The sequence below is a fragment of the Ruegeria sp. AB7 genome, assembly GCF_056542625.1.
Genome location: NZ_JBQGAC010000007.1, coordinates 95,561 through 117,126, shown reverse-complemented (window position 1 = coordinate 117,126; position 21,566 = coordinate 95,561). Strand labels below are relative to the sequence as shown.

17 protein-coding genes are annotated in these 21,566 nt (G+C 57.3%); 11 read left to right on the top strand and 6 right to left on the bottom strand.

What is annotated here, in order from left to right; translation table 11 throughout:
• Positions 1-47 precede the first annotated feature (47 nt).
• From xdhA to ACR0EN_RS17350, 8 genes are all read left to right on the top strand, one after another.
• Entirely contained in the window at positions 48-1,409 is a 1,362-nt protein-coding gene (gene xdhA / locus ACR0EN_RS17385; RefSeq protein ID WP_480587984.1) for a xanthine dehydrogenase small subunit, read from the top strand.
• Positions 1,406-3,808, top strand: coding sequence for a xanthine dehydrogenase molybdopterin binding subunit (gene xdhB / locus ACR0EN_RS17380; RefSeq protein WP_170819296.1), 2,403 nt, complete (start codon positions 1,406-1,408; stop codon positions 3,806-3,808). Before xdhA ends, xdhB begins: the two co-directional genes overlap by 4 nt.
• Entirely contained in the window at positions 3,808-4,743 is a 936-nt protein-coding gene (xdhC, locus tag ACR0EN_RS17375; RefSeq protein ID WP_170564238.1) for a xanthine dehydrogenase accessory protein XdhC, read from the top strand. The genes xdhB and xdhC overlap by 1 nt, the downstream gene beginning before the upstream one ends.
• The gene (locus ACR0EN_RS17370) at positions 4,740-6,257 is read left to right on the top strand and encodes an ABC transporter ATP-binding protein (protein WP_170819297.1); all 1,518 of its coding nucleotides are present in this window, start codon (positions 4,740-4,742) and stop codon (positions 6,255-6,257) included. Before xdhC ends, ACR0EN_RS17370 begins: the two co-directional genes overlap by 4 nt.
• Before the next feature lie 38 nt (positions 6,258-6,295).
• A complete protein-coding gene (locus ACR0EN_RS17365) occupies positions 6,296-7,378 on the top strand; it encodes an ABC transporter permease (protein WP_170819298.1) in 1,083 nt (360 codons plus the stop codon).
• Between the two features lies 1 nt (position 7,379).
• Positions 7,380-8,300, top strand: coding sequence for an ABC transporter permease (locus ACR0EN_RS17360; protein ID WP_170392493.1), 921 nt, complete (start codon positions 7,380-7,382; stop codon positions 8,298-8,300).
• Positions 8,301-8,334: 34 nt separating this feature from the next.
• Positions 8,335-9,408 carry a BMP family ABC transporter substrate-binding protein gene (locus tag ACR0EN_RS17355; protein WP_170733016.1) on the top strand — a complete coding sequence of 358 codons (1,074 nt, stop codon included), beginning with the start codon at positions 8,335-8,337 and terminating at the stop codon, positions 9,406-9,408.
• Positions 9,409-9,514: 106 nt separating this feature from the next.
• The gene (locus ACR0EN_RS17350; RefSeq protein ID WP_480587980.1) at positions 9,515-10,705 is read left to right on the top strand and encodes a S41 family peptidase; all 1,191 of its coding nucleotides are present in this window, start codon (positions 9,515-9,517) and stop codon (positions 10,703-10,705) included.
• Positions 10,706-10,900: 195 nt separating this feature from the next.
• Here ACR0EN_RS17350 and ACR0EN_RS17345 read toward each other — a convergent pair whose 3' ends face one another.
• Positions 10,901-12,133 carry an HlyD family secretion protein gene (locus ACR0EN_RS17345; protein ID WP_170392496.1) on the bottom strand — a complete coding sequence of 411 codons (1,233 nt, stop codon included), beginning with the start codon at positions 12,131-12,133 and terminating at the stop codon, positions 10,901-10,903.
• 3 nt (positions 12,134-12,136) lie between these two features.
• Positions 12,137-12,547: a hypothetical protein gene (locus ACR0EN_RS17340; RefSeq protein ID WP_170595262.1), complete on the bottom strand. Its 411-nt coding sequence runs from the start codon at positions 12,545-12,547 to the stop codon at positions 12,137-12,139.
• 203 nt (positions 12,548-12,750) lie between these two features.
• Here ACR0EN_RS17340 and ACR0EN_RS17335 point away from each other — a divergent pair, with 203 nt between their 5' ends.
• From ACR0EN_RS17335 to ACR0EN_RS17325, 3 genes are all read left to right on the top strand, one after another.
• Positions 12,751-13,812 carry an NAD(P)/FAD-dependent oxidoreductase gene (locus ACR0EN_RS17335; protein ID WP_170733019.1) on the top strand — a complete coding sequence of 354 codons (1,062 nt, stop codon included), beginning with the start codon at positions 12,751-12,753 and terminating at the stop codon, positions 13,810-13,812.
• A 2-nt stretch (positions 13,813-13,814) separates the two neighbouring features.
• Positions 13,815-14,468, top strand: coding sequence for a DUF938 domain-containing protein (locus ACR0EN_RS17330; RefSeq protein WP_170594397.1), 654 nt, complete (start codon positions 13,815-13,817; stop codon positions 14,466-14,468).
• 72 nt (positions 14,469-14,540) lie between these two features.
• Positions 14,541-14,876 (top strand): carboxymuconolactone decarboxylase family protein, encoded by a 336-nt coding sequence (locus tag ACR0EN_RS17325; protein ID WP_170594396.1) that lies wholly within the window; start codon positions 14,541-14,543, stop codon positions 14,874-14,876.
• A 69-nt stretch (positions 14,877-14,945) separates the two neighbouring features.
• Here the strand turns inward: ACR0EN_RS17325 and ACR0EN_RS17320 are convergent, their stop codons facing one another.
• The 4 genes from ACR0EN_RS17320 to ACR0EN_RS17305 form a co-directional block, all read right to left on the bottom strand.
• Complete coding sequence (locus tag ACR0EN_RS17320) at positions 14,946-17,453, bottom strand: GcvT family protein (RefSeq protein WP_480587975.1); 2,508 nt, start codon at positions 17,451-17,453, stop codon at positions 14,946-14,948.
• A gap of 140 nt (positions 17,454-17,593) precedes the next feature.
• Positions 17,594-18,922 (bottom strand): hypothetical protein, encoded by a 1,329-nt coding sequence (locus ACR0EN_RS17315; protein WP_480587973.1) that lies wholly within the window; start codon positions 18,920-18,922, stop codon positions 17,594-17,596.
• A gap of 86 nt (positions 18,923-19,008) precedes the next feature.
• On the bottom strand, positions 19,009-20,406 hold the full coding sequence (locus tag ACR0EN_RS17310) for an FAD-linked oxidase C-terminal domain-containing protein (protein ID WP_170733023.1): 1,398 nt from the start codon (positions 20,404-20,406) through the stop codon (positions 19,009-19,011).
• A gap of 27 nt (positions 20,407-20,433) precedes the next feature.
• Positions 20,434-21,420 (bottom strand): 2-hydroxyacid dehydrogenase, encoded by a 987-nt coding sequence (locus ACR0EN_RS17305; RefSeq protein ID WP_170392503.1) that lies wholly within the window; start codon positions 21,418-21,420, stop codon positions 20,434-20,436.
• Positions 21,421-21,566: the final 146 nt, after the last annotated feature.

Below are 21,566 nucleotides of genomic sequence, written 5' to 3'. Positions count from 1 at the left end.
AAGGAGGGCCGAACGGGCGCAACCGGGTAACGCGACGGGTTTCTCGAATGAACATCACGTTTCTTCTGAACGGAGAGACAGTGGAGCTGCCGGATGTCGATCCGACGGCCACCCTACTGGACTGGCTGCGTGAAGATCGCGGTCTGACAGGCACCAAAGAAGGCTGCAACGAAGGCGATTGCGGCGCGTGCACGGTCATGGTGACGGACGAAGACGGTGCAAAAGCTCTGAACTCCTGCATCCTGTTCTTGCCCCAGCTGCATGGCAAAGCGGTTCGTACAGTCGAAGGGGCAAGCGGCCCGGATGGCGAAGCACATCCCGTTCAACAGGCAATGGTTGACCTGCACGGTTCGCAATGCGGTTTTTGCACTCCGGGTTTTGTCATGTCGATGGTCGCCAGTCATGCGACGGGCGCCACGGATCATGACACCCAGCTTGCCGGAAACCTGTGCCGCTGCACTGGCTATGCACCGATTATTCGCGCCGCGAAAGCGGTCGAGGACCGTCCCGTGCCAGTCTGGGTCAAAGACAAGTCACTCGCATCTTCTGCTGCGTCGCGCATGCTGCCTGAATCTTCCGATGAACTGGCAGCTGTATATGTTGAAAACCCGGATGCCACGCTGGTTGCCGGAGCAACAGATGTCGGCCTGTGGGTGACAAAGCAACTGCGCGACCTGGATCCAGTAATCTTCCTCAACCGTTGCGATGATCTCAAACAAATCACCATCACCGACGATGAAATTCGCTTTGGCGCAATGGTCGACATGAATCGGATGGGTGAGGCTCTGGCCGATCTTCACCCCTCTTACGCCGAAATGATCCGTCGCTATGCCAGTGTTCAGGTGCGCCATGCTGCAACGGTGGGCGGCAACATCGCCAATGGCTCGCCCATTGGTGACAACCCGCCTGCGCTGATTGCTCTGGACGCAACCCTTCATCTGCGCAAAGGCGACACCCGCCGGTCCCTTCCGCTGGAAGAGTTCTTTATCGACTATGGCAAACAGGACCGCGTTCCCGGTGAATTCGTCGAAGCTGTCAGTTTCCCCCGTCAGCTGGATCGCCTGAAGGCCTATAAACTCAGCAAGCGGTTCGATCAGGACATCTCGGCCGTCTGCGGGTGTTTCAACATCACCGTCTCGGGCGGCATCGTCACGCAGGCGCGCATCGCGTTCGGCGGCATGGCCGGCATCCCGAAACGGGCAACCCATGTCGAGGCCGCATTGGTCGGTAAACCTTGGGCGCGCGAGACGATTGACGCCGCGCTGCCTGCCTTTGCCGACGATTATTCACCACTCACGGACATGCGCGCCTCGGCCACCTATCGACTGGAAACCGCCAAAGCGATGCTCGAAAGATACTTCTTGGAAGATCAGAGCGAAGTGACCAATGTGCTGGAGGTATCGGCATGAGCGTGACCACACCCCTCCCCCACGACGCAGCACCGCTGCACGTTTCAGGAACCGCGCGGTATGTGGACGATATCCCGATACCCAGGGACAGTTTGCATCTGGCTTTTGGCCTCAGCCCGATTGCCAAAGGCAAGATCACCGCAATGGACCTGTCTGCGGTGAAGGCTGCCGAGGGCGTCGTGATGGTTATGGCTGCGGATGATCTGCCCTTCGCCAACGACGTATCGCCTTCGATCCATGATGAACCGCTGCTGTCGGACGGAACAGTCCACTATATCGGCCAGCCGGTGTTTCTGGTCATCGCCACCAGCCATCTGGCCGCCCGCAAGGCCGCACGTCTGGGCAAGATCGACTATGCCGAGGAAACGCCAATCCTGACGGTCGAAGAGGCTCTGGCCGCCGACAGCCGGTTCGAGGACGGCCCGCGCGTTTACGCCAAGGGTGATGCAGATGCGGCTATCTCTGGCGCGACACACGTGATCGAAGGGTCTTTCGAACTTGGCGGGCAGGAACATTTCTATCTCGAAGGTCAGGCGGCGCTGGCCGTGCCGAATGAAGGCGCGGATATGCTAGTGCACAGCTCGACCCAGCACCCGACCGAGATCCAGCACAAGGTGGCGGACGCTTTGGGCGTTCCGATGCACGCGGTCCGCGTTGAAACCCGCCGTATGGGCGGAGGTTTTGGCGGTAAGGAAAGCCAGGGCAACGCTTTGGCTGTGGCTTGTGCTATAGCCGCACGTGCAACCGGCAAGGCCTGCAAGATGCGCTATGACCGCGACGATGACATGATCATCACCGGCAAACGCCACGCCTTCCGGATTTCCTACAAGGCTGGGTTCGATGAGAATGGCCACATTCAGGGCGTTTCGTTCTTACACCACGCCATCTGCGGTTGGGCGCAGGATCTGTCCCTGCCCGTCGCCGACCGCGCGATGCTGCATTCGGACAATGCCTATCTGTTGCCAAATGCACGGATCGAAAGCCACCGGCTGAAGACCAACACCCAATCCGCCACCGCTTATCGCGGCTTCGGCGGCCCGCAGGGCATGGTTGGCATCGAACGCGTGATGGACCACGCCGCGTATGAGCTGGGTCTGGACCCGGTGGAACTGCGCCGCCGAAACTATTACGAACCGGCCCATGCGATTGCCGAGATCACGCCGTCCGAGAAGCCTTTGGGTCATCCCGACCCGCATGAGGACCTAACAAGCCGCGGCGCGGTCGAAACCGGGGACGCCCCCGTGCGCCCTCTGCCCGCTAGCGGCAATACCACGCCCTACGGAATGGAGGTCAGCGATTTCGAATTACACGGGATGACTCAGGCGCTACTGAAATCCAGCGATTACGAAACGCGCAAGGCCGCCATTGCGAAATGGAACGCCGAGAACAGCGTGATCAAGAAGGGCATTGCCTTTTCTCCGGTCAAGTTCGGGATTTCCTTCACGCTGACCCACCTGAATCAGGCAGGCGCTTTGGTGCATGTGTATCAGGATGGCTCGGTCCATCTGAACCACGGCGGCACCGAGATGGGTCAGGGTCTGTTCCAGAAGGTGGCACAGGTGGCGGCTTCGCGCTTTGGCATCCCGCTGGAGATGGTCAAAATCACCGCCACAGACACGGCCAAGGTACCGAACACTTCGGCCACGGCAGCATCCTCGGGCAGTGACCTGAATGGTATGGCCGTGAAGGCGGCCTGCGATACGATCCGCGATCGAATGGCGGACTATCTGGCCGAGCGGCATCAGGCCGATCCGTCGACTGTAACCTTCTCTGATGGCCATATTTCGGTTGGCGCAGAACGCTACACCTTCGCTGAAGCTGCGGCGCTGGTCTATCAGGGTCGGATCAGCCTGTCGGCGACCGGTTTCTACAAGACACCCAAGATCGAATGGGACCGGATCGCCGGACGAGGCCGTCCGTTCTTCTACTTCGCCTACGGAGCGTCGGTCACCGAAGTGGCCGTCGACACTCTGACTGGTGAGAACCGCATTCTGCGCACCGATATCCTGCATGATGCCGGTGCTTCGTTGAACCCGGCGTTGGATATCGGGCAGGTCGAAGGAGGTTATGTGCAAGGCGCGGGCTGGCTAACGACCGAGGAACTGGTCTGGGACGGCACGGGCAACCTGCGCACACACGCACCCTCGACCTATAAGATCCCCGCCTGCTCAGATCGACCCGACGTATTCAACGTCGCACTCTGGAATGCCGAAAACCGTGAGGACACGATCTATCGTTCGAAAGCGGTGGGCGAACCGCCGTTCATGCTGGGTATTTCAGCATGGCTGGCCCTGTCGAATGCGGTCGCGGCCTGTGGAGAGGCCTACCCCGCTCTTGATGCACCAGCCACGGCTGAAGAGGTTTGGCGCGGCGTCCAAAAGATGAAGGGAGGCATCTGATGGGATTTGACTTGGAGGCTTTGAGGGAGGCGGTCAAAACCCACGGAACAGTGGTCCGGGTGGTCATCGCCGGCATCAAAGGGTCGTCTCCACGTGAAGTGGGGGCCGCGATGCTAGTCTGGAAGGACGGGCAAAGTGGCACCATCGGTGGAGGCACGTTGGAGTATCAGGCAACTGAAGCTGCGCGATCCCAAACCACCGCCACCCGACTAACGCATCACGCTCTTGGCCCCGACATGGGGCAATGCTGCGGCGGTGCAGTTTCATTGCTGAGTGAAGTATTTGATCATGAAGCGCTGAATGCACTGGACGATACCGTCATCGCGCGTTCGGCCTCGGGCGGAGAGATGCCGCTATCGGTCAAACGTCGGCTGGCGGCAGCGCGAGGACAGGGTGTCGCGCCCGAGCCCCAACTGATCGAAGGTTGGATGGTCGAACCCGTTCACAAACCGACGCGTAATCTGTGGATCTGGGGCGCAGGCCATGTAGGCCGGGCGCTGGTGGACGTTTTGTCCCCCCTACCCGATCTGGCAATCACCTGGGTCGATACCGGACCCGAGCGGTTTCCCGATGTGGTTCCAACCGGTGTAACCCCGGTTCCGACCGCAAAACCCGCCGAGCTGGTTCGCCACGCGCCAACCGATGCCGAGCATCTGGTGCTGACCTATTCGCACAATCTGGATCTGGAACTGTGCAACCGGCTGCTTTCGCACAATTTCCTCTTTGCGGGGCTTATCGGCTCGGCTACGAAATGGGCGCGATTCCGGTCGCGACTTGCAGCCCTTGGGCATCCGCCCGAGCGGATCAGCCGGATCACCTGTCCGATCGGCGATCCGGGCTTGGGCAAACACCCGCAGATGATCGCCGTTGGCGTGGCAGCGCAACTGTTACGCCCCGCCCGACAGAACGAATTGAAGAAGGACCTGAGCGCGTGACCACTCCACTTCTGAGCTTGCAAGGGCTGACCAAAGCCTATCCCGGCGTCGTGGCCAATGATCAGGTGTCCTTTGACATCGGTGAAGGCGAAGTTCACGCGCTGCTGGGCGAGAACGGCGCAGGCAAATCCACGCTTGTCAAAATGATCTATGGGCTGGTGAAACCCGACAGCGGCACGATGCTGCTGCGGGGGCAGTCCTATGCACCGCCTGAACCGCGCGCCGCCCGTGCGGACGGGATCGCGATGGTGTTCCAGCATTTTTCGCTGTTCGATGCGTTGAACGTCGCCGAGAATATCGCTCTGGGGATGGAGAACCCGCCCCCAATGGGTGATCTGGCCTCGCGTATCCGCGAAGTATCCGAAACCTACGGCCTGCCCTTGGACCCCTTCCGCACAGTTGGCGATCTGTCTGCAGGTGAGCGTCAGCGGGTCGAAATCATCCGCTGCTTACTGCAGGACCCAAAGTTGCTGATCATGGACGAGCCGACCTCGGTTCTGACGCCGCAAGAGGTTGAAATCCTTTTCGAAACGCTGAACAAATTGCGCTCGGAAGGGACATCGATCCTGTATATCTCGCACAAGCTGGAAGAGATTCGAACGCTATGCGACCACGCCACGATTCTACGGCTGGGTAAGAATGTGGGCGAATGTGTACCAGCCGAAACCTCAGCGCGCGATATGGCTGAGATGATGGTGGGGTCAACCCTGCAGACACCTGAACGTTCCGGCCGGGAATTCGGTGACGTTGCGCTGGATGTCAGCGGATTGTCAGTGCCGTCGCCGTCGGAATTCGGAACCGCGCTTCGCAACGTCCACATGACCGTCCGCAAGGGCGAGGTTCTGGGGATCGGGGGTGTCGCGGGGAACGGTCAGGATGAATTGCTGGGTGTGCTTTCTGGCGAAATTCCGACCACCGCAGATGCGATCAAATTCAACGGTCAACCCATCGGCAAACTCGGCCCGACCGCGCGGCGTAAGCTGGGCGTTTTGACCGCGCCCGAAGAACGGCTGGGCCACGCGGCTGCCCCTGATATGAGCCTAACCGAAAACGCTCTGCTGACCGGGTCGGTCCGCGAGGGGCTGGAGAACAACGGCTTTCTGAAGTGGTCCGAGACCAAGAGCTTTGCCGAAAAGATCATCAGCGCCTTTGACGTGCGTACGCCGGGTCCTGAGAATGCCGCCCGGTCGCTGTCGGGCGGGAACCTGCAGAAGTTCGTGATTGGTCGCGAAGTGCTGCAAAACCCGGATGTTCTGGTCGTGAACCAGCCGACTTGGGGCGTGGATGCAGCGGCGGCGGCCTCGATCCGGCAGGCCATTCTGGATCTGGCGGCCAAGGGAACTGCGGTCATCTGTATCTCGCAAGACCTCGATGAACTGATGGAAATCTCAGATAGCTTTGCCGCCTTGAACGAAGGACGACTAAGCGCCCCGCGTGAAACTACGGGTCTGACGGTCGATGAGATCGGCCTGATGATGGGCGGCGCGCATGGCATGGAGGTGGCCCATGTCTAAACAGTTAAAAGAAAAGAGAAACGCGGGGGTATGAGCAAATGATTGTGTTGGAGAAACGGCCTCAGCCGTCCAAGGCGTGGTCTTATGCCACCCCTCTGGTCGCGGTCCTGGCGACGATGGTTTTTGGTGGCATCCTGTTCGCCATTCTGGGCAAAAACCCGGTCGAGGCTATTGGAACCATTTTCTGGGAACCCCTGTTTGGCGAGTTCGCCTTCTATTATCGACCGCAATTGCTGGTTAAGGGCGCGCCCCTGGTTTTGATCGCTATCGGCCTGTCTTTAGGCTTCCGCGCAGGTATCTGGAATATCGGGGCCGAGGGTCAGTACATTATGGGGGCCATTTTCGGTGCGGGTGCTGGTCTGGCATTCTATCCGCTGGATGCATTCTACATCTTTCCGATCATGGTGATTGCAGGCGCGTTTGGCGGCTGGCTATGGGCAATGATCCCAGCCTTCCTGAAAGTGCGCTTCGGTACCAATGAAATCCTTGTGTCGCTGATGTTGGTCTATGTGGCCGAACAGATGCTGGCCTCGGTCTCGCTAGGCCTGCTGAAGAATCCCGAAGGGTTCGGCTTTCCGGGTTCGCGCAATCTGCAATCCTACGACAGCGCGTATAATGCCGAACTGATTGCGGGTTCAGGCATGCACTGGGGCGTAGTCACTGCCCTGATCGCTGTTATCCTTGCATATGTCTTGCTGAACCGGCACATGCTGGGCTTCCACATCCGCCTGACAGGTGAGGCCCCGCGTGCGGCAAAGTTCGCAGGTGTAAACCCTGCTCGTCTGATCCTGTTCTGTCTGGGTCTGGCCGGCGCGCTGGCCGGTCTTGCGGGGATGTTCGAAGTCTCGGGCCCTGCTGGCGTGGTCAGCATCGACTTCAACGTCGGTTACGGCTTTACCGCGATCATCGTGGCTTTCCTTGGCCGTTTGCATCCGGTGGGCATCCTGCTGGCCGGAGGCCTGATGGCGTTGACTTATATTGGCGGTGAAATCGCCCAATCTCAGCTGGGTCTGCCCGCCGCAGCCATTCAGGTATTCCAGGGGATGCTTCTGTTCTTCCTGCTGGCATTCGATCTTCTGACAAACTACCGCATCCGTGCGGCCCGTAGCGAGGTAGCGTGATATGGACCTTGGTGAAATTAACCCCGTCCTTCTGGTCGCCTCGCTAATGGTGGCCGCAACCCCACTTTTGTTGGCCGCAATCGGAGAATTGGTGGTCGAAAAAGCAGGCGTCCTGAACCTCGGTGTCGAGGGCATGATGATCGTGGGCGCAATCAGCGGCTTCGCAATCTCGGTCGAGACCGGTTCGCCCTGGCTGGGCTTTATTGCGGCAGCAATCGGTGGCGCGGTGCTATCGCTGTTGTTTGTGCTGCTGACGCAGGTGGCGCTGGCCAATCAAGTTGCCAGTGGCCTGGCCCTAACTTTGTTCGGCCTCGGGTTCAGCGCGCTGATGGGGCAGAGCTACGTAGGAATCAAGCCGCCCAGCATGGGTGAAATCCATATCCCGGTGATCAGCGATATCCCTGTTATTGGACCAATCCTGTTTCAGCACGACCCGATCCTCTATGTCGGAATTGCCCTGACGGCCGCCGTCTGGGCCACGCTGAAATACACACGCATCGGCCTGATATTGCGCGCCGTTGGCGAGAACCACGATGCGGCGCATGCGCTGGGCTACAAGGTCATCAAGATTCGCATCATGGCGATCCTGTTTGGTGGTGCTTGCGCTGGCTTGGGCGGCGCCTACATCAGCCTGATCCGCGTGCCGCAGTGGACCGAGGGCATGACTGCCGGTGTCGGCTGGATTGCCTTGGCGCTGGTGGTTTTTGCCAGCTGGAAACCATGGCGTGTCTTGCTGGGCGCCTATTTGTTCGGCGGCATCACTGTGTTGCAGCTTAATTTGCAGGCAGCGGGCGTTGCCATTCCTGTCGAGTATCTGGCAATGTCGCCCTACATCATCACGATCCTTGTGCTTGTGATCCTTTCGGCCGACAAGAGCAGCGCACCTGCCGCATTGGGCCGGACCTTCCATGCCTCGCACTAAGCGGGGCCCACTGAACCAACTTGGGGAGTAACACATGAAATTCACTACACTTTTGGCAAGCGCCGCAATGGCGCTGGGTCTGGCCTCGGGGGCCGTGGCCCAAGACAAGACCAAAGTCGGCTTCGTCTATGTCGGCCCAGTGGGCGATGGCGGCTGGACCTATGAGCACAACAAGGGCCGTCTGGCCGTGGAAGAGCACTTTGGCGACAAGGTCGAAACCGTGTTCGTCGAGTCGGTGCCTGAGGGCCCAGATGCAGAACGCGTGATGACCCAGATGGCGCTGGAAGGAGCGGACCTGATCTTCACCACCTCGTTCGGCTACATGGATCCGACCATCAATGTCGCGAAGAAATTCCCGGATGTGAAATTCGAGCACGCAACCGGCTACAAGACCGCCGACAACGTCTCGGTCTACTCGGCCCGTTTTTATGAAGGTCGCGCAGTCCAAGGCCACATCGCCGGTAAAATGACGGAATCGAATATCATCGGCTACATCGGGTCCTACCCGATCCCTGAAGTGATCCGTGGTATCAACTCAGCCTATATCCACGCCAAGAAGGTGAATCCGGATGTCGAGTTCAAGATCGTCTGGGCCTACACTTGGTTCGATCCTGCGAAAGAAGCTGACGCCGCCACAGTTCTGATCGAACAGGGCGCGGACGTGATCCTGCAGCACACTGACTCGACTGCACCGCAGGCAGCCGCGCAAGAGGCAGGAAACGTTGTCACCTTTGGCCAAGCCTCCGACATGAGCGAATACGCACCCTTCCCGCGTGTGTCTTCAATCATCGACGATTGGGCTCCCTACTACATCGCGCGGACCCAGGCCGTGATGGACGGAACATGGGAAAGTGCCAACACATGGGATGGCATCCGGGAAGGCATGGTAGCAATTGGTGAGATTTCGGACGCCGTTCCGGCTGATGTTAAAGAAGAAGCACTGGCGCTGAAAGCCGCGATGGCAGCCGGTGAATACCACCCCTTTACTGGCCCGCTGAAAAAGCAGGACGGCAGTGACTGGCTGGCCGAAGGCGAGACCGCCGATGACGGTACGCTGGCGGGCATGAATTTCTACGTTGAGGGGCTGGAAGGCGAAATTCCGCAGTAGAATCTGACCCGGAAACTAACAACAAGGCCCGCATGTTTTTGCGGGCCTTTTTAGTCGCCCTGAGCCCAATCTGGACATTGACGAGTGGCTATGCGCATCGTGAAACATGTCGCTCACGGAAGACCTGAACCAAATTTTAGAAACTGCCCTGCCGACCGATCCCAGTTTTCGACAGGTCGAAAAGGCCGTGATTGACGACTGTATTGGTGAAACCCGGCAATATGCCTCAGAGAGCTCTGTCGAAGCCTTTCTGTTGTCAGCGATGCGTTTATTGGCACTTCCCTGCAATGGGCACACACGGCTGATCCCGAATGATGCGATCGCGGTGCTACCGCTGAGATTCGTGAGCGTTGGACGTTCCGTTCAATTCATCGACGCGGCGCCAGAGATAGCCGCACCGCGAGGAGAGTTGATAGCGGTCAACGGCTCAGCTTTGAGCCAGATTGAAGCCACTGCAGAGAAATTTCTGGCGGGAACGTGCCAAAGGAAACGGGTCATCGGCCCGATTCTACTGGCTTGGCCGTACGCTTTGGCACGTTTGGGTTTTTCGTCAAACGGCGGCATGACCGAGTACCGTGTGCAGGACGAAAATGGGCGGATAGCCAATCTGAAAGTGGCCAATGAACATACAGTTCCGGGATCGATGCTCTACCCGAGAAACGAGCACGGCAAGGCTGATCCAGCCTGGGAACCCGAGATATTTGTAGAGATAAAGGACTGGCAAGAGCTAGGGCTATCAATAGCGTTACCAAGCTTCTTTGATCCGAACGAAAATGCGCTGCCTAAAGCCATCTCAGCCGCGGTGGAATGCGTGCGCGCATCCTCGAACAAAACACTACTAATTGATGTTCGCGGAAACACTGGTGGCGACTTTCTTCTAACGATGCCCTTGATCGACGCGATCTCAAAAAGTGCAAACAAGCAGGTTGTTATGCTTGTCGATAAATTCACGTTTTCCGCAGCGATAGTGTTTGTAGCCATCCTCAAACATCGATTGGGAAACAGGCTCAAACTTATTGGTGAGGAAATGGGAGATAGGCTGACGTTCTTCGCCGAGGGCGGATTGCTCGAATTGTCGACCAGCGGAGCGGTCGTTCGTTACTCATCAGCCTTTCACGACTGGAAGAATGGAACGACTGACGATACCACGCCGCCCGAAATCGCAACAAAAATCGTACCTGCGGGATCACTGAACTTGGATTTGGAATGGGTCGAAAGACCTGCAGTTGAGGATGCACCAACCGAGCTCCATCAACGAGTTCTCAAAAGCATGAGCAAATCGCTAAACAGCCGCTAAGTCCGCATAGCTGCATTCAAAGAAAGCAAATGCTGCACGCACGGCGAAGGTCTACTTGGTGGCCAGTCTTATTGGAGACCCAACACCATCGGCCCGTGGGCAGTATTAGCCACGAGCCTTTTGATACCCAGCTGTCGTCGAGTCAGGACTTCAAGCGATTGAATCGCCGCAATGGTCAGCTTCTAGGGCTTGAAATTAGTGTCCGCCCAGCACCAGAGTGTTCACCGGCATCAGTATCAGTCGCAGGCGCAGGCCTGCCGCATGAACGACGCCAATCGTGTCTACCACATGCAGGAACGATTTTTCCCAGAAGCCGAGGCTCTCATCCTCCAGCTTTGCATGATTATCCGTATAGATATTCGCCAGACAGTTGCTGCCTGGAGGCACATCATCGGCCATGCTTTTGTAGAGCGGTTCAAGGTAGACAAGGATCGAACCAGGATTGGTGTTGCTCTGCACGTCCCGCAACTCATCAGATGGCCTGATCTGCCCCGATGGGATCACATCCTGCACCTCGACGACAACCACCGGGATAACGGTAAAGGGCTTGGTCATGCAGCCCAATTCGCCAATCATACCCGGTTTGACCACCTGGGCCGAAAGCTGACTGAACGCCGCCTGGAATCGGTCATGTCCGGAGGAGGATGGCACCAGAATACCCGCCGGGCGCAGCAAAGGGCTGACATAGTCGCCGACCTGAAGCCCGAATTGTTCAACCCTGCCCGTCACTCCAGCATTTACCACAGTCTTGTCCAACTCGGTCAATGCCGCATCCAGCTGCGCATTGGCACTGGCAAGTTGGGCCGGGATCAGCTCTTCGATCTGTTGTACAACCGCTGCGCGTTTTGAGACGGCTGCTTTCACCTGCGCTTCACGCTCGGCAACCAGATTTTCCAACCGATCAATCTCGGCCAAACGCACCGCGCTGGATCCCTCGTCACGCAGGGTGGTATTGCGTTCCAGATCTTCGAGCGACTGATCCAGAGCTGCGCGCGCGCCTGCAATCCCGGCCTCAGCCTCGGCCAGATCGGTTTCCGCCACCTTCAACGAGGCTTGAACCTGAGCAATCTGGGCATGCGCCGCTTCGACCTGCGCGGTTTGCGTGAAGTCTTCGATCCGGAAAATCGGCTGTCCAGCTGTCACCTGCTCATTGTTGCGCACGTAGACTTCGGAAACGCGCCCCCCTAGCTGCGGAAGGATCGTTACCGTCCGGAAGTAGGAAGCCGCTGTTTTGCTGGACGGGTGAAAATAGAACAGCGTTGTGATAACGGTTAGCGCCAAAATAGCGCAAGTCGTCAGCCCCCAGCGCAACTCGTACCACATGGTGAACAGCGTGATCTCGTGTCCGATCCGTTTGCCCTGCACAAAGCGGCGAAACAGATAGTCAGGAAGCACGGTAATCAGAGCGCACAGCATCGTCTCGATCATTGTTCAGTGCCCCTGTGCTGCCGGTTCGGAGGGTTTGGATTGTTCGGGCTCAATTTCCAGCTCAGGAGGGGGTGAAGCGTGTTCTTTGTCCTGCCCAGGCGCCAAAGATCGGATGGCATCGGCAATCGAGCGCAGCGGTGCCGCGAAATCAGGGAACTGGAACCCAGCCACAAGGATGGCGGCAACCCAGAAAAGGCCGTTATGCGTAAACAAAGCCAATAGCGCCAGAATCCCAACCAATTGGAATTGCGGGTGATTGGTTTCATGCGCCATTTTTTCCGGGATCGAATGCAACGTGAAGTAGGCAACCCCGATCAGCACGACCATCCCGACGGTAAAAAACAACATGAAGGTGAAGAGGAAGTCGCTACCATCTGCCTGTGTCACATATGACGGAATGTGCCCCGTTGCCATCGGGTGAATATCTGCCGCGTTCACGTCCGCCTCCGAATCTTTTGTTGTTTGCACTAAAAGCAGGCTGGCCGCCTACGATCAAGTTTCCATTGCGGTGGGCTTGTGTCTTTTCGTTTGGCAGTACGCGTGCCATGGTCCGCCAATGTCGCCAGTCAACTTACCACCGCCTCGATCACTTGGCGGCCGGAAACGGAACAAAACGCATGATTGATTTTCTGATAATCGGTGGCGGTGTCGCCGGGCTAAGCGCAGGTGCGCGCCTGTCAGAGCACGGCACAGTCACGGTGTTAGAGGCCGAGGACGGATTAGGATATCATACTTCGGGTCGTTCAGCTGCCCTGTTCGAAAAGGGTTACGGTCCAAACTCGGTCAAGGCATTGAACGAGGCAAGTGCTGCGTTCTTTGAAACAAATGCGTACCTCACACCACGCGGCCTGATGCTGATTGGCGGAAGGGATCAACAGGCGCTGTTTCAAAAAGACGCCCAAGATCTTGGTGTGCAAGAGATTTCGCCGGAAGATGCCATCGGACACATTCCTGTCCTGAATGCTGAAACTGTCGGTTATGCAGCCATAAGTAATAGCGCATATGATATCGATACAGATCGCGTCCTGCAGGACTTTGCGCGAACCGTCCGCAAGAATGGCGGTTCAGTCCTGACCCGTCAGAGGGTCAGCAGCATCCGCAAATCGGTTCATTGGACCGTCGAAACCTCAGAATCCTTTGAGGCACGCAATCTGGTAAATGCCGCCGGAGCCTGGGTCGATGAGGTGGCGCAGATGGCAGGAATCTCCCCCATCGGGATCACACCTTACCGTCGATCGATTGCGCGCATCCCCGCACCGGGCGGACATGACCTGCGAAACTGGCCAATGATGCTGGGCGCAGGCGAGAGCTGGTACGCCAAACCTGATGCGGGCAAGCTACTGGTCTCGCCTTGCGAGGCGGACCCAACCACACCCCATGACGCTTACGCCGATGACATGATTCTCGCAGAAGGACTGGCACGATATGAAGCGATGGTTACTGAAACTGTAACTCGGGTAGAAACCAATTGGGCGGGGTTACGTAGTTTTGTTGCCGATGGCACGCTGGTCCTCGGACCTGATCCAACCGATCCATCGTTTATCTGGTCGGCAGCACAGGGAGGGTATGGGTTTCAGACCGCTCCTGCTGCCTCGCAACTTGTGGCGGATCTTGTGACTGGCGCGTCGCCGCGCCTTGATGCGGCGATTGTGAAAGCGCTGACACCCGGTAGGCTGTAACGATGACAAAACGCAAACTGCCCTCAAATGCCAGCGTCGCCACCGAGAGCGACGGCAGCAAACTCGTCGCCCCAGCCGCCAGCCGAAACACGGTTGTGCTGTGCGATCTTCTGGCACGGGTCGCTCCGTCATCAGGGCAGGCCCTGGAACTGGCCAGTGGAACCGGACAACACATTTCGGCCTTTGCCCAGCGGATGCCCGGGTTGCATTGGCAACCCAGCGAAGTCACCTCCGAACGGCGCGCCAGCATCGATGCGTACACCAAGGGTTTACCAAATACCGCCGCAGCCGTTCATCTGGATGCAACTGCGGAGGGTTGGCACAAAACAATGGCGCAACAAGATTTGGTTTTACTGGTCAACCTCTTGCACCTGATCAGTTTGCCCGAGGCTGAAACCCTCATTGCCGAAGCAGCGTGCGCTCTGAAAACGGATGGGCGTTTGGTGCTTTATGGCCCTTTCAAACGTGACGGACACCTGACAAGCGATGGCGACCAGCGATTTCACGACGCACTGGTCCAACAAGACCCTGAGATCGGGTACAAAGACGACACACATATATTGTCTATGTTAAAGGACAACGCCCTCGAATTGGTCGAAATCGTAAAGATGCCTGCGAACAACTTGGCATTTGTCGCCCAAAAAACTGGAATCTGATCAGGATCAAAGTCTGCTTTGCTCTTCATCATTCATATGCAGATTATCATATGTATCAAGAAGGACGTTATAATGAGCTGGCAGGATTCACTGAACGAAACGCGCAAAAGCTTGCGTAACCTTAACGGAGCCATTCCTGATACGGCGCGTGCCTTCGGGGCGCTGGGAAAATCTGTCAAGGAAGGCGGGACGCTGGACTACAAAACCAAAGAGTTCATCGCGTTAGGCATGTCAATCGCAGTACGGTGTGAGCCTTGCATTACCCTGCATTCCGAGGCGTTGGCCAAGGCGGGAGCCACCCGCGATGAGGTTTCGGACGTTCTGGCAATGGCCATCCAGATGGGCGGTGGGCCGTCCATGATGTACGCCGCCAAGTCACTAGACTGCTTTGATGAATTGAGCGCATGAAAAAAGCCCACCGAGAGCGGGCTTTTGGTAGGCGGTGCTACGTGAGTACCGCCTTATTTCTAAAAAGCGTCAGCCGTCCTTGCGGATGACCTCGTTCTTCGGATCATACGGGCTGTCACAAGTGACGACCGCATCCCACAGCTTGTCCTGAATTTTGACCTGCAGCTTGGTGCCTTCGACCGCCAGCTCAGGCTTCACATACCCCATGCCGATGGATTTCTCGAACGCCACCGAGTACCCGCCCGAGGTCAAACGACCCACGCGCTCACCTTCCGGCGTGTACAGCGCCTCGCGGCCCCAGGGGTCGGCATCGTCCGGTCCGTCGATCAGCAGAGTGCAGCACTTCACGCGCACGCCGGTCTCTTCCAGCTTGGCTTTGCCGTAGAAGTCTTTCGACAGATCAATAAAGCGCGGCAGGTCAGCTTCCAGCGGGGTCGCGTCGCGGCCCAGTTCGGTGCCGAAGGCGCGATAGGATTTCTCCTGGCGCAGCCAGTTTTGGGCGCGGGCACCAACCAGTTTCATGCCGTGCTTTTCACCGGCCTTCTCCAGCAGGTCGAACAGATAGTTCTGCATCTCGATCGGGTGGTGCAGTTCCCAGCCCAGCTCACCCGTATAGGCCACGCGGATCGCGTTGACCGGGCACATGCCCAGTTCGATCTGACGGGCCGACAACCAAGGGAAGCGCTTGTTGGACAGCGCGGTTTCCGGATCGGCGTCCTTGATGACCTCTTTCAGAACATCACGCGACTTGGGTCCGGCGATCGCGAAGACGCCCCACTGGGTGGTCACGTCCTGGATTTCGATGTAGCCGAACTCCTCCATCTTGTCCTCGGCCGCCTTGCGAAGGTAGTCGGCGTCGTACTCGGTCCAGGCACCGGCAGAGACGATGTAGTAATTGTTCTCGCCATTGCGGACGATGGTGTATTCGGTGCGGGTGGTGCCGTGCGCGGTCAGCGCGTAGGTCAGGTTGATGCGACCGACCTTGGGCAGCTTGTTGCAGGTGAACCAATCCAGGAACTGGGTCGCACCGGGGCCTTTGACGACATGCTTGGTGAAGGCCGACGCATCGATCAGGCCAACGCCTTCTCGGATCGCTTTGGCTTCTTCGACGGCATACTGCCACCAACCACCGCGGCGGAAGCTGCGGCTTTCTTTGTCGAAGTTATCAGGCGCATCCAGCGGGCCGAAATAGTTCGGACGCTCCCAGCCGTTGACCCAGCCAAACTGTGCGCCACGCGCTTTCTGACGGTCGTAGGCCGGAACGGTGCGCAGCGGACGGCAGGCCTCACGCTCTTCATCCGGGTGGTGCAGGATGTAGACGTGCTCATAGCACTCTTCGTTCTTGCGCGCCGCGAACTCGGTGGTCATCCAGTTCGACGAATACCGCTTGGGGTCCAGCGAAGCCATGTCGATCTCGGCTTCGCCATCGACCATCATCTGAGCCAGATAATAACCGGTGCCGCCCGCAGCGGTGATGCCAAAACTGAAGCCTTCAGCAAGCCACATGTTGCGCAGCCCCGGAGCGGGACCGACCAGCGGGTTGCCATCAGGTGTGTAGCAGATCGGGCCGTTGAAATCGTCTTTCAGACCGGACTCAGCACAGGACGGCACGCGTTCGGCCATCGCCATGTACTGATCGGCGATCCGATCCAGATCCAGCGGGAATAGGTCAGCGCGGAAGCTGTCCGGCACGCCGTGTTCGAACTGCGCAGGAGCGCCATGTTCGTAGATACCCAGAATCCAGCCGCCACGTTCTTCGCGCGCATACGACTCGTTGTCTGCATCACGCACAACTGGATGCTCGGGGTTGCCCGCTTCACGCCATTTGACCAGCTCGGGGTCTTTGTCCATGACGATGAAGGTATGCTCGACCGGGATCGCGGGCATCTTGATACCCAGCATTTTCGCGGTCCGCTGTGCGTGGTTGCCTGACGCGGTCACAACATGTTCGGCGGTGATCACAACCTGCTCTTCTGACGGAACGAGATTGCCCCCCTTCTCGATCATCTTGGTGCAGGTGACGTCCCAGTGAGTGCCATTCCAGTGGAAGGCATCAGCCTGCATCTTGCGAACGATGTCGACACCGCGCTGACGCGCACCTTTGGCCATCGCCTGGGTCACGTCCGCAGGGTTAATGTAGCCGTCTTCAGTGTGATAGATCGCGCCTTTCAAGTCCGAAGTTTCGATCAGAGGCCAACGTTCCTTGATTTGCTCGGGCGTCAGCCACTCATATGCAACATCACAAGTTTCCGCTGTGGATGCATAGAGCATGTATTCATCCATACGCTCTTGTGTCTGTGCCATACGCAGGTTTCCGACTACGGCGAAGCCTGCATTCAAGCCGGTTTCTTCCTCTAGTGTCTTGTAGAAATCGACTGAGTACTTGTGGATGTGGGTCGTGGCATACGACATGTTGAACAAGGGCAACAGGCCCGCTGCGTGCCAGGTGGAACCGGATGTCAGTTCGTCCCGCTCGATCAGCATCACATCATCCCAGCCCGCTTTGGCAAGGTGATAGGCAATCGAGGTCCCGACGGCGCCGCCGCCAACGACCAGTGCTTTGACTTGGGTTTTCATAGCCGGGTGTCTCCCCTTGAATTCAGTTGACACCATATGGCGCATTTGAGGGGCTCGACGCGACATTCATCCGACCAGTGATATAAGAAAAGCGACCTGAGCGTTGCACCAGGTCACTTTCCAACAGTCGATCTGACGTGTTATCCGCCCCCCAATTTGCACCTTTTGAACGTTCCGGTGGTTGCGCAATCAATGCCCGTTCCGGAACCGCCTCGGTTTACCCGCACGGCAGTTTCTGCTTCGGAATCAGAGCTACCAAAGGCTGACAACAGTCCGGACAGGAAGCCTTCATTTTCGTTTACAGATGCGACTTCTTCAGAGGTTTCCTGATCTTTGAATTTGGCGAACAAATTTCCAAAGAAACCCTCGTCATCTCTGTCTGCCTGCTGCATCTCGTCTTCAAGCAAATCTGTCAGTCCTTTGCGGTATCCGACCTGGACCAAATCATCCGCAGATTCGATTCTGTTCGCGGTCAAGTCGAAGGTGTCTGCCGGCAAACCGTATTGCGCGGCCAAAGTATTTGCGACAAGAGACAACCCATCAATGTTTTCTAGCTTCAAACGCGCCAGCTCGCTGCGCAGCTTGACAAACTCGCCGCGCAAGGCGGCCATGTTTGTCGCCAGTTCACTTTCTCGTTCAGGATCAAAGAGGGTATCGTTGCCGACGCCAGGCACTTGCTTTTGAAGCAGTGCGTTCAATCCGTCATAATCCAATCGATCTAGAAACGCTCGCAGCATAGGCGCTGGTGCATCGGAATAGACTTGTAAACGAATTTCTTCGCCCAGTCCGATTGTGGCCTTGTAGATTTCAAACCGAGGTTCGACCTCAAGGTCCGTCAGGCTCGCCGTGATCATTGACCAAAACTTTCGATCTTTCACTGTGACGGGTTTGTATCGGCTGTTTTCAAACCTGAAATACGCAGCACCACCAACTATGCCGAATGGAGTGTAGCCACTCGATCCTGCGCCCAACCCTTCGACAGACCTGACGATGTTGCCAGTCAGTGTATTGGATTTAGCGTCTTTCCTGAGTTTCGCCTGTAGCCAGACCGTATGCTCGCCGCTTTCGTATATCCAACTAGAATTATCGAGTTTTCTGGCCAGTTGTTCGGTCTCTTGCACAGCAACTCTTTTTGCAATTGGACGAGCAGCTTCACTTATTCCGTCCTGCAAAACACCTTCTCGGGCATCGCGGGTAAAATCTGCATCCACGATCGAACGACGCACCCAGCCTTCGCCCGAATCCGGCAGGTACGGCTTGGCCCCCTCTCGCCAACGCTTCTGTCTTTCGCGTTCAACTTCTTCCGCGGCTAGCTCCGCCTGATACAAGTTGAACCGCTGATTAATCGTGTCGACATATCCGTTGAAGGACAACCTGCCTTCGACTTTCTTATCCTGCTGATAATAATCCAGACCTACGACAACCACGACGGCAATCAGCAAAAACCCAATGAAACGCAACGCGCCCATGAATAACCTCGGAATCAAATACTGCTCTTTCCTAGATCATTCACCTAAAATTGAGGCGCTGTTATGGCCGAGCCCAACAATCACGGTCAGAGTACCTTGCCAGGATTCATGATGTTATCGGGATCCAGCGCTGCTTTGATCGCCGCCATATAATTTGTCGCCGCACCAAGTTCTTTCACCAGATAGGGGCGTTTACCCTGCCCGATTCCGTGTTCTCCGGTACAGGTGCCCTCCATCGCAATTGCAAGATCATTTAGCCAACCGACGAATTCCTCTGCACTTGCGACCTCTTTTGCGTCATCCATGTCGATTAACAGCAGTGTATGGAAGTTACCGTCACCAACATGACCCACGATTGGGGCCAGCAAACCCAATTCAGCGGCCTTATCCTGTGCGGCGGTCACACATTCGGCCAAACGCGAGATCGGAACACATACATCCGTAGAAATGCCCCGCGCGCCTGGGCGCAGTTGTAGGCTGGCCCAATACATATCGTGCCGGGCCTGCCACAGCTTGTTGCGCTCTTCGGTTGTCGTGGTGGTGGTGATATCGCTGCCACCAAATTCTTCCGCGATTTGGCCAAAGGTCTCTGCCTGTTCCGCTGCACCGCTGTCCGAACCGTGAAATTCCAGCAGCAGCAGTGGCGTTTCTGGCAAATCCAGTCCCGAATATGCGTTTGCCGCTTTGACCGACATCTGGTCCAGCAATTCGATCCGCGCAACCGGGATACCATACTGAATAGTCATCATCACAGCCTGACAGGCTGCATCCACCGATGGAAACGAACAGCGAGCTGAACTGATGGCCTCGGGGATACCCTGCAATCGCAATGTGATTTCGGTGATTATTCCCAGTGTGCCTTCGGCACCGATTAGCAAGCGGGTCAGATCAAAACCCGCCGAAGATTTGCGCGCACGATGCCCCGTGCGGATCACTTGCCCGTCCGGCATCACGGCCTCAAGACTAAGCACATTGTCTTTCATTGTCCCATAACGCACAGCATTGGTGCCAGACGCGCGTGTCGCGGCCATGCCACCTAGCGACGCATTCGCGCCCGGATCAATCGGGAAGAACAACCCCTGATCCCGCAGATGGGTGTTCAATTCGGCTCGGGTGACACCCGGTTGGACAACGCAGTCCAGATCACCGACATTAACCGCCAATATCTTGTTCATCTGACTCAGATCGACGGATATGCCACCTGCAGGAGCGTTCACATGACCTTCGAGCGAGGTGCCTGTTCCGAACGGGATGACTGGCACCTTGTGCTCGGCACAGGTCCTGACGATATCGGCCACTTCTTCGGTTGAATGCGGGAAAACCACCGCATCCGGACTCTGGTTCTCAATCCACGTTGTCGTGTGCCCGTGCTGCTCGCAAATCGCAGCACCAGATTGCAGCCGGTCTGCGAACCTCTGCTTCAGAATTCCCAGCGCCGTGTCGATCCCGGCCTCGTTTCGCGGCAAAGCGGTTGCCTGCACCATTGCGTTCCCCTTTTCTCAGGCCGCAGCCTAAAGCATTGCAGGCACAACCTGATCTGGCGGGCGATGACCGTCTTCGAAGGTCTTGATGTTGATAATGACTTTCTCACCCATCTCGATCCGACCCTCAAGCGTAGCCGAGCCCATATGAGGCAGCAGCACCACATTCGGCAATTGCCGGAGGCGTGGGTTCACATCTGTGCCCTGTTCATAAACATCCAGACCAGCGCCTGCGATCTCACCGGCGCGGATCATGCGTGTCAGGGCGTTCTCATCGACGACTTCACCGCGTGATGTATTCACGATCACGGCCGTGGGTTTCATCAATTTCAAACGCCTCGCATTCATCAAATGAAAGGTCGAAGGGGTCGACGGGCAGTTGATCGAGATGACGTCCATCCGCGCCACCATCTGATCAAGACTATCCCAGTAGGTCGCCTCCAGTTCCTGTTCAATCTCGGGGCGCAACCGGCGGCGGTTGTGATAGTGGACCTGCATTCCAAACGCGCTTGCACGTCGCGCAACGGCCTGCCCTATCCGGCCCATCCCAAGAACACCCAAGCGGCGACCACCGACCCGGCCACCCAGCAAGGCCGTCGGGGCCCAACCGGCCCAATCGCCCTTTTGCATCACACCTAACCCCTCGGGGATACGTCGTGTAACCGCCAGGATCAGAGCCATAGTCATATCTGCAGTATCGTCAGTCAGTACTCCTGGTGTGTTCGAGACAAGGATCCCGCGCTGCCTCGCCGTCGCCACATCAATATTGTCGACACCGGCACCATAATTGGCGATCAGTCGCAATTTCTCACCAGCCTGCCCCAGGATACCGCCATCAATTGTATCGGTTATCGTCGGAACCAGCACATCTGCTGTGTTCACTGCCGCCACCAGCTCTTCGCGAGTCATGGGATCGTCGGTGTCACGCAGTTTTACATCGAAAAGTTCGCTTAGCCGTGTTTCCACCGCTTCGGGCAACCGTCGCGTAACGACAACACTCAGACGTTCTCTTGGCACCTTGACCCTCCTACCGCTTTGCAAACTGCCGCGCGCCATGGCATCGTGGCGCAGGATTACACGGGGCACAAGAACCCCTTGGGCATCGTCTCAACCTTTTTTGCATACGATCCACAGGCATAAGAGCAGACAGGCAGTGAGTGCTA